This window comes from Cuspidothrix issatschenkoi CHARLIE-1 (genome assembly GCF_002934005.1).
Taxonomy (GTDB): domain Bacteria; phylum Cyanobacteriota; class Cyanobacteriia; order Cyanobacteriales; family Nostocaceae; genus Cuspidothrix; species Cuspidothrix issatschenkoi.
The window spans coordinates 1-14,696 of the sequence record NZ_PGEM01000065.1 but is presented as its reverse complement, the minus strand read 5'-3'; the positions used below and the strand labels follow the sequence as shown (position 1 = coordinate 14,696).

Annotated in this window: 14 protein-coding genes; 5 read left to right on the top strand and 9 right to left on the bottom strand. The window is 38.5% G+C overall.

Annotated features, from left to right (window positions below; all coding sequences use genetic code 11):
* Positions 1 to 102: 102 nt before the first annotated feature.
* The 4 genes from CUN59_RS09695 to ovoA form a co-directional block, all read right to left on the bottom strand.
* Positions 103 to 597 (bottom strand): DUF427 domain-containing protein, encoded by a 495-nt coding sequence (locus CUN59_RS09695; protein ID WP_104387656.1) that lies wholly within the window; start codon positions 595 to 597, stop codon positions 103 to 105.
* 34 nt (positions 598 to 631) lie between these two features.
* Positions 632 to 1,492 (bottom strand): sterol desaturase family protein, encoded by an 861-nt coding sequence (locus tag CUN59_RS09690; RefSeq protein ID WP_104387655.1) that lies wholly within the window; start codon positions 1,490 to 1,492, stop codon positions 632 to 634.
* 140 nt (positions 1,493 to 1,632) lie between these two features.
* Positions 1,633 to 2,610, bottom strand: a complete 978-nt coding sequence (egtD, locus tag CUN59_RS09685; protein WP_104387654.1) for an L-histidine N(alpha)-methyltransferase — start codon at positions 2,608 to 2,610, stop codon at positions 1,633 to 1,635.
* Between the two features lie 105 nt (positions 2,611 to 2,715).
* Positions 2,716 to 4,053: a 5-histidylcysteine sulfoxide synthase gene (gene ovoA, locus CUN59_RS09680; RefSeq protein ID WP_104387653.1), complete on the bottom strand. Its 1,338-nt coding sequence runs from the start codon at positions 4,051 to 4,053 to the stop codon at positions 2,716 to 2,718.
* Positions 4,054 to 4,613: 560 nt separating this feature from the next.
* On the opposite strand from ovoA, the gene CUN59_RS09675 reads away from it, so the two are divergent.
* The 5 genes from CUN59_RS09675 (at position 4,614) to CUN59_RS09655 (ending at position 9,553) form a co-directional block, all read left to right on the top strand.
* Positions 4,614 to 6,590, top strand: coding sequence for a DICT sensory domain-containing protein (locus tag CUN59_RS09675; protein WP_104387652.1), 1,977 nt, complete (start codon positions 4,614 to 4,616; stop codon positions 6,588 to 6,590).
* A 378-nt stretch (positions 6,591 to 6,968) separates the two neighbouring features.
* Positions 6,969 to 7,385, top strand: a complete 417-nt coding sequence (locus CUN59_RS09670) for a photosystem I reaction center subunit II PsaD (protein WP_104387651.1) — start codon at positions 6,969 to 6,971, stop codon at positions 7,383 to 7,385.
* Positions 7,386 to 7,607: 222 nt separating this feature from the next.
* The gene (gene trpE / locus CUN59_RS09665; RefSeq protein WP_104387650.1) at positions 7,608 to 9,119 is read left to right on the top strand and encodes an anthranilate synthase component I; all 1,512 of its coding nucleotides are present in this window, start codon (positions 7,608 to 7,610) and stop codon (positions 9,117 to 9,119) included.
* A 51-nt stretch (positions 9,120 to 9,170) separates the two neighbouring features.
* Entirely contained in the window at positions 9,171 to 9,404 is a 234-nt protein-coding gene (locus tag CUN59_RS09660; RefSeq protein ID WP_104387649.1) for a hypothetical protein, read from the top strand.
* Positions 9,401 to 9,553, top strand: coding sequence for an HNH endonuclease (locus CUN59_RS09655; protein ID WP_104387648.1), 153 nt, complete (start codon positions 9,401 to 9,403; stop codon positions 9,551 to 9,553). Before CUN59_RS09660 ends, CUN59_RS09655 begins: the two co-directional genes overlap by 4 nt.
* A 202-nt stretch (positions 9,554 to 9,755) precedes the next feature.
* Here the strand turns inward: CUN59_RS09655 and CUN59_RS09650 are convergent, their stop codons facing one another.
* The 5 genes from CUN59_RS09650 to carA all read right to left on the bottom strand — a co-directional run bounded on the left by CUN59_RS09650 (position 9,756) and on the right by carA (position 14,415).
* Complete coding sequence (locus CUN59_RS09650; RefSeq protein ID WP_104387647.1) at positions 9,756 to 10,058, bottom strand: DUF1816 domain-containing protein; 303 nt, start codon at positions 10,056 to 10,058, stop codon at positions 9,756 to 9,758.
* 84 nt (positions 10,059 to 10,142) lie between these two features.
* The gene (gene rlmB / locus CUN59_RS09645; RefSeq protein ID WP_438501814.1) at positions 10,143 to 11,420 is read right to left on the bottom strand and encodes a 23S rRNA (guanosine(2251)-2'-O)-methyltransferase RlmB; all 1,278 of its coding nucleotides are present in this window, start codon (positions 11,418 to 11,420) and stop codon (positions 10,143 to 10,145) included.
* Positions 11,421 to 11,520: 100 nt separating this feature from the next.
* Positions 11,521 to 12,000 (bottom strand): Mini-ribonuclease 3, encoded by a 480-nt coding sequence (locus tag CUN59_RS09640; RefSeq protein ID WP_104387646.1) that lies wholly within the window; start codon positions 11,998 to 12,000, stop codon positions 11,521 to 11,523.
* 465 nt (positions 12,001 to 12,465) lie between these two features.
* Positions 12,466 to 12,810 carry an STAS domain-containing protein gene (locus CUN59_RS09635; RefSeq protein WP_243406909.1) on the bottom strand — a complete coding sequence of 115 codons (345 nt, stop codon included), beginning with the start codon at positions 12,808 to 12,810 and terminating at the stop codon, positions 12,466 to 12,468.
* A gap of 459 nt (positions 12,811 to 13,269) precedes the next feature.
* Positions 13,270 to 14,415, bottom strand: coding sequence for a glutamine-hydrolyzing carbamoyl-phosphate synthase small subunit (carA, locus tag CUN59_RS09625; RefSeq protein WP_104387643.1), 1,146 nt, complete (start codon positions 14,413 to 14,415; stop codon positions 13,270 to 13,272).
* Between the last annotated feature and the right edge of the window lie 281 nt (positions 14,416 to 14,696).

Sequence of the window (14,696 nt, the reverse complement as noted above, 5' to 3'; positions counted from 1 at the left end):
CCGCGAAACCCCTATTAATAAACGGTTATAGCTTTATTCAGCAAGCCCTATTTAGATACCGGATTTTTTTTTAAAAAGATAGGTATCTAATTACGAAACTTATTACCACCACATAGTTCCTGGTTCACCTTTAAATGGTCCAACAATATCAGTAGTAATCCACCCTCCGTAAAAACCACCTGTTTGGGCTTTAACTAATTCATCATTCACATAGCAAGCATCCATTAAACTGACATAAAAACTGTAATATTCTTGAATTGAGATAAAATTAGGACTGGGCTGAATATATCGCCAAGCAGCATTATTTATGTATTTATCTCCTACGGAAACATCATAATATTGACACCAACCCTTCCATTCACAATAACTTTTTTTAGATGTCTCTATTAAATGTTCTAACTTAATATCTTCAGCAGGAATATAATAACCAGGAGGATGACTAGTTTCTAAAACTCTTTTTCCTCTAGTGGTTTCTGCTAAAACAATCCCATTACAAATAACTTTAAGATGTTTGTCGGTATCTTGTAAAATAGCAGGACGGGGATAGTCCCAAACTGATTCTTGTCCGAGTTTTGGAGGTATAGGATTTGGTTTCATGGTGGTTTTCGATTATTATAGTTATGTCATTATATCATTTATTTACAGATTTTATAATATTTAATTCACTAGAAAGGCTATTAAGTTTAGACTCAATAGAATTGGCAGGAAACATAATTCCTGTTTTTTTATTAATAGGATTAAGTGTCTTAAATACTCTGTCCCAAAAACTATGAATACCATAATTACCATGAAAACTAGTATGGTGTAAATCATGGAAATTGGAAGGAATAAAAAATACTGATAAAGAACTATGTCCTTCTAAATTATAAATATTACCTATTAAAGTCCATGCACAAAGTTGAGTAATATCATATCCAAATATAAAGATAGGTAAAACATCTGTCATGGTAACAATAATATATTCGATAAGGCTTTTATGTCCGGCTACAAAACTTGATGTATCATGAAACTCATGATGTTTAAGATGAATTTTCAGAAATAGTTTTGTATGAAATAATCTATGGGCTACATAAAAGCAGAAATCAGCAGCAACTATTCTCATAAAAAACCAGCCCATATTGAGAATTAAACCATTACCTCTATGAACTTCAGGAGCTAAATATATAATAATTAATGCGGTAATTAGAGCTTTTATTTCTCCTGTAATGATGCCTTTTAAAGTAAAATTAGGAAATGATTGTTTTTTTACTTTCTTAACTCTTACTGTCAGTTTTTTAGTTAAACTGTCATCACTTTTGATTAATTTTTCAATAAAAATACCAATAGCATAAAATGAGATAGTTCCAACCAACCAGTATAATAATACTTGGATGATCAAATTTAGTTTGAGCTTATTTAACAGCAAAAAAAATAACTGTTGAGCAATTGTACAACTAAGGGCAATTTTGAGATAAAATTCCATTTCAAGACAGAAATTCAATAATTTTTGCATTTTTATGACCTCTAAGTTTATTCTATAAATATTTAATTGATTTGATCGCGTTGAACAATTACAATTATCAGCATTCAGCATTTTACAAGTACAAGTGTTTTTCATCCTGTGTTTATAAATCCTGAATGCTGACACAAAACTTATTCAACTTGACAAAGAATCAAACCAAACCATCCTTTTTCATCTGTCCAAGTTTTTACAGTCTTTAATCCTTTACTTTGTAATTGTGTTTCTATTGTTCTTAAATCAAACTTGCGAGAAATTTCTGTTAATATACTTTCTCCCTCTGCAAAATACACCTTTAGATCCAATACTTCCAAATTAACCCAATGACTTTTTTGGCAATGTAAATACATTTCAATTTGATGATCAACTTGATTATAAACTGCTTGGTGTCTAAACAAACTGATATCAAAATTACCTTGAAACCGCCAATTTAAATGAGAAAGCATATTCAAATTAAAAGCAGCAGTCACTTCTTGACTATCGTTATAAGCTGCTTCTAAAATATCCTGGGGCTTTTGTAAATCAATTCCTAGTAAAAAGAAATCCCCAGTTTGTAAAGTGCGAGAAATTTGATTTAAAAAACTATCACATTCCTCTGGGTTAAAATTCCCTAAAGAACTTCCCAGAAAAAACAACATTCGTGATTGTAAATAATTGGTTTCTAAATGCACTAATGCTTGTTCATAAGTTCCTAATAACCCATGAATGGTTAAGTCAGGATATTTTTTTTGTAAGTCTAAAACGCTGGTTTTGAGAATACCACCACTGACATCAATTGGTAAATATCTACAAGCATCAGAGATTTTCTGATAAGCATCTAATAAAAACTGAGTTTTGGTAGAACTACCGCTACCTAGTTCTATTAACTCACAACAATTAGTAATTTCTGCAATTTCATCAGCATATTGATTTAAAATCCATGCTTCCGTGCGAGTAGGATAATATTCTGGTAACTCACAAATTTTTTCAAATATTTGAGAACCATGATCGTCATAAAAATACTTAGGTGATAATGTTTTGGGATTTTTACTTAATCCTTGAATCACATCTTCGCCATTATCTCGTAATTCTTGATAATGATGATCTAAAACTGTTAAAGGTTGAACAATCATTTTTTTAATCCTCTAGGTAAACTTGTTTTGTGAAAAACTTGTGAAATTATCAAATAGCCAAATTTTTGTTTTATTTTGCCAATAAATTTGGCATCTGCATCTTATTTAATCTAAGTTTCTAGCAGTTCTAAAACCAACATGCTGATAGAAAAAGGGACGAAACCAGTTACGATAAGACGGTAAAGCCATTGTACCATTTGTTGCCCAAGAACCTCCCAACATCATTTGATGTTTATCACCAAAAAAAGGTGCAGATTGATCTGGATAAAGATGATGATTTTGAAATCCTGGTAAGGGGTAAAATGTATCTCCTAACCATTCCCAAACACTGCCTCGTAAGTCAGAAAGTCCAGCTTGGTTATTTCCAGCAAACATCCCGACGGGACAAGGAGAAATAAATTGTAAGTTGAGATTATAGTTATTTTCTAAACTCGGATTTTCAGAAGTTTTTTCTGATATTTTTAGGGCTTGATTCCATTCTAATTCTGTCATTAAGCGAGTTCCTACACCTTGCCATTGACAGTATGCCAGGGCTTCATAATAGTTAACTTCTACAGGCCAATCTAGGGGTAAATCTATTTCATCAAATGTAGCACGATAACGATATTTACCATTATTTTCTGGTATCCAAAATTTAGGCTGTTGAATATTATATAGTTGTTGCCAATGCCAAGATTCAGAATGCCAATATTCTGGGTTTTTATAACCACCTGCTTGGACAAATTCTAAAAATTCGCCATTGGTGATCAGATATTGACTAGCTAAAAATGGTTGAACTTCTCCTTCTAAATGACCATATTCACTATCCCAAGCAAAAGTTAAATCATCTTGGCGTTTTCCTAATTTCACTATACCACCAGGAATTTCTCGCATTTGATTATCAGAATTTTTCCCATTTGTAGGGGCATAATTCCATGTTTGGGGGCGGTTTAATTTATCAATTGGTAGTTGACGCAGTAGCATGGAGGAGGTTTCAAAATGAATGCGACTGTGTTCTATACCCATTAATAAAGCCCAGAGAGGATGGTCTTGATGAATAGGTAAATCCCAGGAATGGTGATTAATTATAGTTATAATTTCGGCTCTAACTTTGTCTCGATATGCCCAAACTTCTGTGACATCAGGCCATTTAATTCCTTCGATAACTGCATCTATTTCTGCTGGAGTTTCTGGATCAACTCCTATTTCAAATAGGGTTTCATATTCTGGATTAATTCGCCGTTTAATTAAGCCAACTTGAATTAATTTATTAATATAAAAAACTGCTGAATGTCCAAGATAAAAAATTAACGGATTTCTCAAAGGATCGGGCTTAAGATAGAAGGTATCTTCCCCGATTAAACTTTTCATCAGGGTTTCTTCTAATATCCAGGAATTTTCAAAATAATTTAGGAGTGTTTGTGAATTACAAATGTCAAGTTTGGGAATATCAAGAATTTTCATTTTATGCACCTGGATAATAAATTGTTAACATCAAACTAAATATGGAATTGCTCAACTTTGGATCTGGCAATTACATTTAAGTGATCAACATATACAATCAGATTTTTTGGCAGAAATTAAAGCTGATCCTAGTTTTACTCCCTCCCCATAAAAAGATTACTGATGTTTTTTCTCTCTGTTCTCTGAGCCTCTATAGTTCTTTGTTAACAATTCAGGTAGTTTAACAGTAGAATAGGGGTAAGTTCAACAGTCATTTTTTGTATTTAAGCCAAAAATGATCATTTAATAATCTTTAGATAATCTAGGCTTTAATCCAATATTCTGATTGAGTGAGTTTTGAATTTTTACATTTTAACTTTTGATTTAAACCTGGTATATGTATTTCAATATAGTATTTTCCTACAGTTTGGTGATTTTTAATTAAAATTTAATATTTTGGTAATGGGTAATGGTTAAGATGTGCTTAATGACCGATGATTAATAACCAATAGTCATTTTAAAATTGTACAATGCAATTGTAACGTGAATCTTGTCTAGATTGGGCGCTTAAACATATATTCATGAGTATTTCGACTTCTGTGCTAACTGATTTGCTAAAATCACTTCCCTATCTGCGACCCCAGTTATATTTTAAGGCTTCCCTAACAGCACTATCCCATGCGATGGAGGATCAAGTGTTGGCGGCTACTTTTGATCAACCTCTAATTATTGCTAGTTTTCAGAAAGAGCGCTTTTATCGTCAAGAGGCGCATCGCTATCAAAGACTTGCGGAAAAGAGTAATCAAATATACGTATTATCAGCACCGGAAACGGAATTTGCTGATAGATCGGAATACTATGAAAAGATAGATTTTGCGCCTGATGATGCTTTAAGCCAAGAATGGCATTTAGTAGTAGTAGCGGACAATTATGCTACCTGTTTGGTGTGCCGAGAGAGCATTGCTTCTGGGAGTAAAAATAAACATATTCCAGAGATGATCCCTAGTTTGGATATGGACACAGCGCGAAGATTTGAGGGAATTTGGACATCGGAAAAAGAGGTCTGTTTTAAAGCTGCGGAATTGTTATTGAATAGAATTGAGATTTATCGGCCGAATTTAGCGGCTAAAGTCCAGGAAGTCAAGCAGCGGTTTAGGATTGGGGAATCAATAGATAGTTTAGTTGTTAATGCTGACTATAAATATGCTTGTGATATTGATACTGATCCGTTTGTGCAGCGCTTGGTAACGTATCTCCAAGCTAGTCAGTATAAGCTACATAAAGCTTACCGTTCTATTGCGGCGCAAGCACGGAAAGAACGGCTGGTAAATTCTATTGGTGCAGCAATTAGGCGATCGCTTGACCCCAGGGAAATTCTCCAAGTGGCGGCTGTGGAATTAGGTCAACATTTGGAAGCCTGTCGGTGTTTAATTTATCGCGCTCAAGCTACAGACTCTAAAGCCATCATTGAACATGAATTTGTTAATTCTGGTGTTACCTCTGTACTGGGTCAAAGTTGGGAGTTAGAACATAATCCCCTATTTCAGCAGGTGCTACAACAGCTTGAGGGGGTATGTGTGGCTGATACCCTGGAGGACTATCAAGTCAAGAAATCACCAGCCTTGTCATCAATTGTCAGGCAGTTTGGCGTGCGTTCTTGGTTGATCGAACCCGTATTATATCAAGGGCGACTATTGGGAATTGTGGAGTTACATAATTGCCATTTTCCTCCCCATGAATGGCAATCAGGAGAGTTAGACTTAGTGAAAGCGATCGCTACCCAAATCGGCGCAGCCCTGATCCAAGCAGAATCTTTTGCTAATTTAGAAGAGCTTAACCAACAACTAGAAGCACTAGACCGTACCCGCAGTAATTTAATTGCTATTACCGGACACGAACTCCGCACCCCCTTATCTACCATTCAAGTCTGCTTAGAAAGCTTGTCTACTGAGCCGGATATGCCTTGGGAATTACAACAGGTAATGCTAAATACCGCCCTGGCGGACTCGGAAAGAATGCGGAAACTGGTACAAGACTTTTTAACCCTTTCTAACTTAGAAAGTGGCAGAGTGGAATGGCATCCTGAGTCATTAAATTTACAAGAATGTATAGATTTAGCACTCAGTCGCCTCCGTACTCGCCCCATATCCGAAGCACCACCTACCATCAAAACTCAAATCGCCGCCAATTTACCCCTGATTAGGGCTGACGGTGATTGGCTGGTTGAAGTATTAGCAAAACTCATTGATAATGCTTGTAAATTTACAGCCCCATCAGGTTCTATAAATATTAAAGCAGATTATAATAGTAATCAAATGGTAGAAGTAATCATATCTGACACAGGACGCGGTATTGAACCAAATCGTTTAGAAATTATTTTTGATCGATTTTATCAAGAAGAAGGAGCATTACGGCGAACTACCGGAGGTACTGGTTTAGGTTTAGCTATTTCTCGGCAAATCGTCAACGGTTGGAGCGGCAAAATTTGGGCTGAGTCTAGGGGTAAAGACCAAGGCAGTCAGTTTCATTTTACAATTCCCATTGTTCCAGGTAATTAGGAAGTAAAAGAGCTAGGATGCCTCAGATATTAAGTAGTCGTGCAAAATAGAGATTTTTGTTTTTTCCAAAAATGTTAAATTAATTTTGTTTTGGTACTTATCAATATTAGGATTTACCCAAAAAACCCTCAAACTCCTATTCCTATACGTCTTGAAGCGGTTTATTATTCCGTAACTTTTACACAGTTATATATTTGTACTAATGTACACAAGAATTTGTATAATTATGCGCTAACCATAGTAGTTATTACCCGTTTACTATCGCCTGTCCTCTAATTCCTCACCAATCACTAAAAACTGTTACAGTCTATAACGCGATCGCAACATAAATTAAGTTCCGATGTTAGTATGCCCTAAAAACCTACAAAGAGATAGTTTATGGCAACTCTCACTGGAAAAACCCCCATCTTTGGTGGCAGCACTGGCGGACTACTCACAAAAGCCGATGTAGAAGAAAAGTACGCTATCACCTGGACAAGCCCCAAAGAACAAGTCTTTGAAATGCCTACTGGTGGTGCTGCTAAAATGGTAAAAGGCGAAAACCTATTGTACCTAGCTCGCAAAGAGTACGGTATTGCTTTAGGCGCGCAACTTCGCAAATTCAAAATTACCGACTACAAGGTTTATCGCATTTTGCCAAGCGGCGAAACTACCATGATTCACCCTGCTGATGGTGTCTTCCCTGAAAAGGTAAATGCTGGACGTTCTATGGTGCGTCACGTACCCCGCAGAATCGGTCAAAACCCCAACCCTGCACAAATCAAATTTAGTGGTAAAGCTACTCACGACGCTTAATGTCTAGGTAACTGGTAATGGGTAATTGATAATTGATAATTGTCACAGCTTTGACTAAATTACCCATCATTCATCATCTGACTATTTTCGTTTATGATGTGGTGGGCAATGCCCACCTTACGTAATGATAAGAAAATACTCTATAATTCTGAACTTCAGAACGGCCGTTCACCCGTACTGAACTTCTGTATTCTGAACTCCTGTATTCTGAACTCATTATTTATGATTTTCCCCAATTTCGACCAGTTTCAGCAGCTTACTCCACAAGGTAATTTTGTACCCTTGTATCAAGAATGGATTGCAGACCTAGATACACCTGTATCTGCTTGGTATAAGGTTTGTGGGGATCAACCCTATAGCTTTTTGCTGGAATCGGTGGAGGGTGGCGAAACCGTAGGACGTTATAGTTTATTAGGTTGTGACCCGTTGTGGATTTTAGAAGCAAGGGGCGATAAAACCACCCAAACATATCGAGATGGTTCACAGCAAGTTTTTACAGGTAACCCGTTTACAGTTTTATCTGAATGTTTAGCACCTTATCACCCAGTAAAATTACCAGAATTACCTTCAGGAATTGGCGGTTTGTTTGGGTTTTGGGGCTATGAATTAATCAATTGGATTGAGCCACGTGTGCCAATTCATGCTCAAGATGAGCGGAATATCCCTGATGGATTATGGATGCAAGTAGACCAGCTATTAGTTTTTGACCAGGTAAAACGGAAAATTTGGGCGATCGCATACTCAGATTTGCGTGATCCAGCCGGGTTAGAGGTAGCATATCAAAAAGCGAGCGATCGCATTCAGGAAATGGTCAGGAAGCTATCTTTGCCCCTATCACCAGAAACCACCAAATTAGCCTGGACAGCCCCTACAAACAAGCCTAAAGCGGGCATAGAGGAATATACTAGCAACTTTACCCGCCCAGAATTTTGCGCCAGTGTAGAAAAAGCCAAGGCACATATCAAAGCTGGTGACATCTTCCAAGTAGTCATTTCTCAACGCCTATCCACAGAATATACAGGCAACCCCTTCGCCTTATACCGTTCCCTGCGGCAAATCAATCCTTCTCCCTACATGGCCTATTTTAACTTCCAAGACTGGCAAATTATTGGTTCTAGCCCTGAAGTCATGGTCAAAGCAGAAAAGAATGATGAAGGGGAAATCATCGCCACAGTCCGTCCCATTGCCGGCACTAGACCCAGAGGAAAGACAACAAAGGAAGATGAAGCTTTAGCTGCTGATTTACTGCAAGATCCCAAGGAACTCGCCGAACACGTCATGTTAGTAGACTTAGGACGTAATGATTTGGGGCGAGTCTGCGAAAGTGGTAGCGTCAAAGTAGATGAATTAATGATCGTTGAACGTTACTCTCATGTTATGCACATTGTTAGTAATGTGGTAGGTAAGTTAGCACCTAGTAAAACCGCATGGGATTTATTAAAAGCTTGTTTTCCTGCTGGTACAGTTAGCGGTGCGCCCAAAATTCGCGCCATGGAAATTATTAACCAATTAGAACCCAGCCGCCGAGGTGTATATTCTGGTGTCTATGGATATTATGACTTTGAAGGACAATTGAATAGTGCGATCGCCATCAGAACTATGGTACTACATAATCAGACAGTCTCAGTCCAAGCCGGTGCAGGTTTGGTAGCTGATTCCGACCCAGAAAAAGAATATGAGGAAACTCTGAATAAAGCTAGAGGATTATTAGAAGCAATTCGTTGTTTGCGATAAACTCTACTTTCTACGAAGAAGGGAAATTAAAATAAATACTGGAGCTAAACCATGATACCAGCTATTAGTAGACCTTCAAAATTACTGGGTGGGATTAAAGTTGAAAAGGTAGATAAATTCAATTTATTCAAATTTAATGATGAACTCCAAAAGCGAATGGAAGAACTTTTGGAGAGAAAGAAAGCTGATTTGCTAACTTCAGAAGAAGTTATAGAATTGGAAGCTATTGGAGAGTTAGACAGAATTTTCACTCACATCAATGCGATGTTAGTAGCTCAAATATGACTATTGACGATATTACCAGGGAATTAGTGCGTAAACGGGCAAAATATCTATGTGAGTATTGTCACTCTCCTGAGCGCATTTCTACAACTCGATTTACCTTAGATCATGTAATACCTAAATCTTTGGGTGGTGCTGATGGTATTACATAATCAGACAGTTACAGTTCAAGCAGGTGCAGGTTTAGTAGCTGAATATGAAGAAACCCTAAATAAAGCTAGAGGGTTATTAGAAGCAATTCGTTGTTTGCGATGAATTTGTCCCCCGTTAAGTAAAAAAATATAGGTTAGGTTGTCCTCAGACTTAACCTAACCTATATCATAGAAGCTAACAGCCTATGGAATTGGTAATTGACTACATTTGACCGCTAAAGACAGGCTTTACTTTACGGTCAATCCATTCCCCCAAATCTTCAGCAATTGTCAAAACACTAGGTTTACAGCGTTTGATATTCACTATAATTCCTTGCGCTCCTTCAGTTTCTAAATCTTCTATATAGCCAATACTGGCTTGATTTGCTTCCCTAGAACTGAAAAATGGACCGAAGTAATAAGTACACCGGGGGTTTTGCGTAATAATCTCTACCCACCAAGCAAGGCCGAGAACATTAACTGTACTAATCAGCCTTTCTTGGAGGTTTTGCCAAATCGTTTTCATGGTTTTACCGATTTATAAACGTGTGACTGGGTGTGTGAGAATATGTTGAATTTATGGTCTTTTACATTTCTTTATACTCTTTTACTATTCTTTTTTCAAAGAAATTGTCTGTAGTTTATCAAGATACAGTGTATTTAGCGATTTTTGACGATAAATTTCGTAAAGTGCCATACCCGTTGCCACCGACGCATTGAGGCTAGGAGTCTTACCATGCAAGGGAATGGACACCAAAACATCACAAGATCGTTGTGTCAACATACTCAGACCTTCACCTTCACCACCCACAACTAAAACCACAGGCCCACTAAATTTAACGGTTTGTAATGGTTCACTGCCAGTCACAGCCGTTCCATAAATCCAAAAACCTTCTTCTTTCAACTGTTCCAAAGCTCGACCCAGATTTACAACTCTAGACACAGGGAAAGTTTCTAAAGCACCGGCAGCCACCTTAACGACAGTAGAAGTAATTCCTGCTGCCCTGCGTTGGGGAATCACCAAACCATGAGCGCCAATAGCTTCCGCCGTGCGAATAATTGCCCCTAAGTTATGGGGATCAGTAATACCATCAGCCACAACAATAACTGGATCGGTAACAGATTTAGCCTTACTAATCAAATCTTCTAATTCAATATAATCATAGGGAGCAATTTGTGCCGCCACACCTTGATGATTTGCTCCACCAGTAATTTGATCTAATCTTCTGGGTTCAACTTCATCAATGACTGCGCCATTATCCTTAGCTTGAAGAATTAAATGATGAAATCTGGGATCATAACGGAGACGGGTAGTAATCCATAGACGGTTAATGTGACGTTCACCTTCTAAAACAGTCAAGACTGGATGACGGCCATAAATCAGATCATTGTCTTCCGTGGATGTAGTTTCTGAAGCTGGCTCAAAAGATGGGTAAGATGTGCGGTATTTAGGAGCAAAAGATTTACCTTCATTCCCTAATGTGATTTCTGAAGATTGTTCGGAACCATAGCGAGGTTTAGGTATATAAGATTTACCTGCCTTGGCCAATTTAATTTCTGAAGACTGTTCAGAAGATGAGCGAGATGGCCGAGGTTTGACACTAAAAGATTTACCCTCTTTAGCTAATCTGATTTCTGAAGACTCCTCAGAAGATGAGCGAAATGGCCGAGGTTTGACACTAAAAGATTTACCCTCCTTAGCTAATCTGATTTCTGAAGACTCCTCAGAAGATTTGCGAGATGGCCGAGGTTTTGCAGACAGGGGTTTACCATCACTTTTACCTTGAGTACGGATAGGATGGGGAACAACTCGCTTGCCCTTGATTTTTACAGGTTGGCCGCGTTTTGCTTGATTAGCAGAATTATTTTTTTTGGATTGACTTGTCATAACAAATTTTGAGGTTGTGGTTAGATGAGTGAACAGCCCGATGACATCAATTTAATGAACCATTACAAATGAGTTTCCTATAGCCAGAGGCAGTTTCTGACTATTTCTCTAGGGGGAGTTTTTGTAATAATTCGGTTAAACGGGGGTAATCAGTAAGATATAGGTAGCCAACTAAGGTTTCTAAACTAGTTGCCTGTTGATAAATTTCGGGATTGAGTCTTTTATGACGACTTGTGGCAGAGTTACGACCTCTGCGAACGATTTCCAATTCATTACTCCTCAAGTAAGGAGTTAACAGTCGCAAATGTATCGCTTGTGTTTCTGCTCTTACCTGATCCACTACTGAACGATGGTAATTTTCCAGTCGTTGCTGTGGCCACAGATAAAACATTCTAACATAGAGTTCGTAAATTGCATCCCCCAAATAGGCCAAAGCTGAAGGAGATATTTGTTTGATTTGTTGTGGGGATATTTGCTGAGGCAGTTGCGTTGCATTTACCAACCATGGGGAAATATCTAATGAATCCTGATCAGTGAGTTCATTTGCTGCATGGTCGTCTGTGTCCTCCTTCGGCTTCACAAATTAATCATTCCTTAAAAAACACTACGGGGGGGAAATTTTTCGCCAGTATTACTATGATTGCAATAGTAATATGCGTCTATTTAGCATATTCTAAAGTGGCCACAAGGATCAAAAATGACTGATGTTGTTTTCTAGGTTGTGGGGATTATATTTGTCCCAAGAGTTGGCAAAACAACCTTCCCAGTATTTTTGGCTAGGAAAGGTAAACTTGAAGAAGGCAGGAGGCAGGATGTAACAATATAGTCTAGGCTTCAGATTTACACTTGGGATACAAGATATTTGCGATCGCTATATTTCAATAATTTTAATGCCTTCCCAATTTTAACATATTGCAGGGAATAGGAAACAGGCAATAGGCAATAGAATTTTCTGCTCTGCCCCTGTGCCCCTCCCTCCTACCCAAAAATTAAGCTACCCAGATATAATCTTGGATAGCCTAATTCAGATTTTCTAGTTAAGCAATCAAGATGCTGGGATGTTTTCTATGGCTGCTTCAACTGTAGTTTGTAGGGATAGGAATTTTTCTAAGCGAACAAGCTTAACTGTTTGAGTAACGCGGGCATTGGTTACAATCTGCAAAGTGCCATCTTTTTCTTTTGCCTGCTTCGCCAGTTGTACTAGCGCACCCAAGCCAGAACTATCCACAAAGTCTATTTGTGAAAGATCCAAAACGATGTGTTTTGGTCCTTCATCAATTTTACCACCGAGGACTTTACGAAATGTCGGCTCAGAGAAAGCGTCTAATAAGCCTGTGAGGCGGAATAGCTGAGAGTTATCCCGGATTTCGCGTGTACCTCTCAGGCTCACGGTTAGATTTAGTGGTTCAGCTATAATTTCCTCCTCATTTTTTTACTAAAAGTAAACGTTCCAGTATAGATGGTTTGTGAGTAGTTTGTCGAGGTGAGAGAGTTGGTAAAAATTTAGAAGTAGTTATCAATCAATCACCATGATGACATTTGTTACTGTTAAGTAGGTTAGCGTTAAAAATTGTCGTTGGGGCAAGGGAACACTTCGACAGGCTCAGTGCATCGCAGGGAACAGGGAACAGGGAACAGGGAACACCGAAGAGAGTTTTGGGCGATTTTACTTTTCTTCACATACCTTTAAATTTTTCGGTTCACCTACTTACTCAAGTTAGGTGATTGCGCCTTGACCAAGAATTTTAGATTTTAGATTTTAGATTTTTGGGTTTATGCCTGACCTCTGGGGGAATAAATCCACACTTGTCCCTCTTCAATCTAAAATCGGCAACCCAAAAACCAAAATTTATTGACGTGCTGCTTGCATTGTTAACACAAACTGCTCAAACAGGTAGTCAGCATCATGGGGGCCAGGACTAGCTTCTGGGTGATACTGGACAGAAAACACAGGTAAGGTCTTGTGGCGGACTCCAGCAACAGTGCGATCATTAAGGTTCAAATGACTGATCTCAACTGTAGCTGTAGGTAAGGAGTCTGGATCAAGGGCAAAACTGTGATTTTGGCTGGTAATTTCCACTCGTTGCTCCAGTCCTGCGGGTTGATTTAAACCCCGATGTCCAAATTTTAGTTTAAAGGTTTGCGCGCCGAGGGCATGACCTAAAATTTGGTGTCCCATACAGATGCCAAACATAGGTTTTTGGCTTTCTAGCAAGGCTCTGGTAGTGTTAATGCCTTCTGTAACGGCGGCGGGGTCGCCAGGTCCGTTAGAGAGGAAAATACCGTCTGGATTGTATTTGAGAATTTCTTCTGGTTGTGTATCGGCAGGAACAACTATGACGCGACAGCCATAACTAGCTAAACGACGGAGGATATTCCGCTTCACACCAAAGTCTAGGGCTACAACGGTAAAGGTTTGGCCAATGTTTGCCACTGCTGTGGGGTTAAATTCCCAGGGGGTGGTTGTGGCTTCTTGCCATTCATAAACTGTGGAGGTAGTAACTTTTTTGACTAAGTTTAAACCTGCCATGTTGGGAGCAGCTTGTACCATTTCTAACAGTTCTGTTTCATCGAGAATGGCTGTAGAAATGCCACCATTCATTGCGCCAAACATCCTAATTTTCCGGGTGAGGGCGCGGGTATCTATGCCAAAAATGCCGGGGATGTGGTGCTGTTGCAGGTAGTGGGGTAAGGATTGGCTGGAACGCCAGTTACTAGGTTTATGACAGATGTTACGAGCGATCGCTCCCTTAACATGGGGTTTGGCAGATTCTTCATCTTCGGGATTGATGCCTGTGTTGCCTAATTCGGGATAGGTGAAAATCACAATTTGACCGCAGTAACTAGGATCAGTTAACACTTCCTGATATCCGGTCATGCCTGTGTTAAAAACAACTTCACCAATGGTGGTTCCCGTAGCACCGAAGGACCACCCACGATAGGCAGTTCCATCTGCTAGAACCAATAAAGCGGGTATTGCGTCAGATAGGGACATAGATCATTTGTAGTTAGTAATTGGATCGAAAAAATGGTTTTATATCTTCTATAATTTATTTTTTTAGAAGACGGCAAAGGCATATTTTCTCATGGTTTATGACTTTTTTGGTAACTAGGGGTTGCTGAAAAAGTTGTCTGTGAGGAGAGGGAACAGGGAACAGGGAACAGGGAACAGGGTCAAGAGGGAACGGGAGCTATTTTTCCTTGGTATCAAACTTAAATGCAAGGTTTTCGAGTTTCCACCTCGTAAAAGCTTGCACTTTTTTTACATGATAACGG

Coding starts and splice junctions, on each gene's coding strand:
- egtD (WP_104387654.1), bottom strand. CDS start 2,610: ATGATTGTTCAACCTTTAACAGTTTTAGATCATCATTATCAAGAATTA.
- CUN59_RS09675 (WP_104387652.1), top strand. CDS start 4,614: ATGAGTATTTCGACTTCTGTGCTAACTGATTTGCTAAAATCACTTCCC.
- ovoA (WP_104387653.1), bottom strand. CDS start 4,053: ATGAAAATTCTTGATATTCCCAAACTTGACATTTGTAATTCACAAACA.
- carA (WP_104387643.1), bottom strand. CDS start 14,415: ATGTCCCTATCTGACGCAATACCCGCTTTATTGGTTCTAGCAGATGGA.
- CUN59_RS09650 (WP_104387647.1), bottom strand. CDS start 10,058: ATGAAAACGATTTGGCAAAACCTCCAAGAAAGGCTGATTAGTACAGTT.
- trpE (WP_104387650.1), top strand. CDS start 7,608: ATGATTTTCCCCAATTTCGACCAGTTTCAGCAGCTTACTCCACAAGGT.
- CUN59_RS09655 (WP_104387648.1), top strand. CDS start 9,401: ATGACTATTGACGATATTACCAGGGAATTAGTGCGTAAACGGGCAAAA.
- CUN59_RS09690 (WP_104387655.1), bottom strand. CDS start 1,492: ATGCAAAAATTATTGAATTTCTGTCTTGAAATGGAATTTTATCTCAAA.
- CUN59_RS09695 (WP_104387656.1), bottom strand. CDS start 597: ATGAAACCAAATCCTATACCTCCAAAACTCGGACAAGAATCAGTTTGG.
- rlmB (WP_438501814.1), bottom strand. CDS start 11,420: ATGACAAGTCAATCCAAAAAAAATAATTCTGCTAATCAAGCAAAACGC.
- CUN59_RS09660 (WP_104387649.1), top strand. CDS start 9,171: ATGATACCAGCTATTAGTAGACCTTCAAAATTACTGGGTGGGATTAAA.
- CUN59_RS09670 (WP_104387651.1), top strand. CDS start 6,969: ATGGCAACTCTCACTGGAAAAACCCCCATCTTTGGTGGCAGCACTGGC.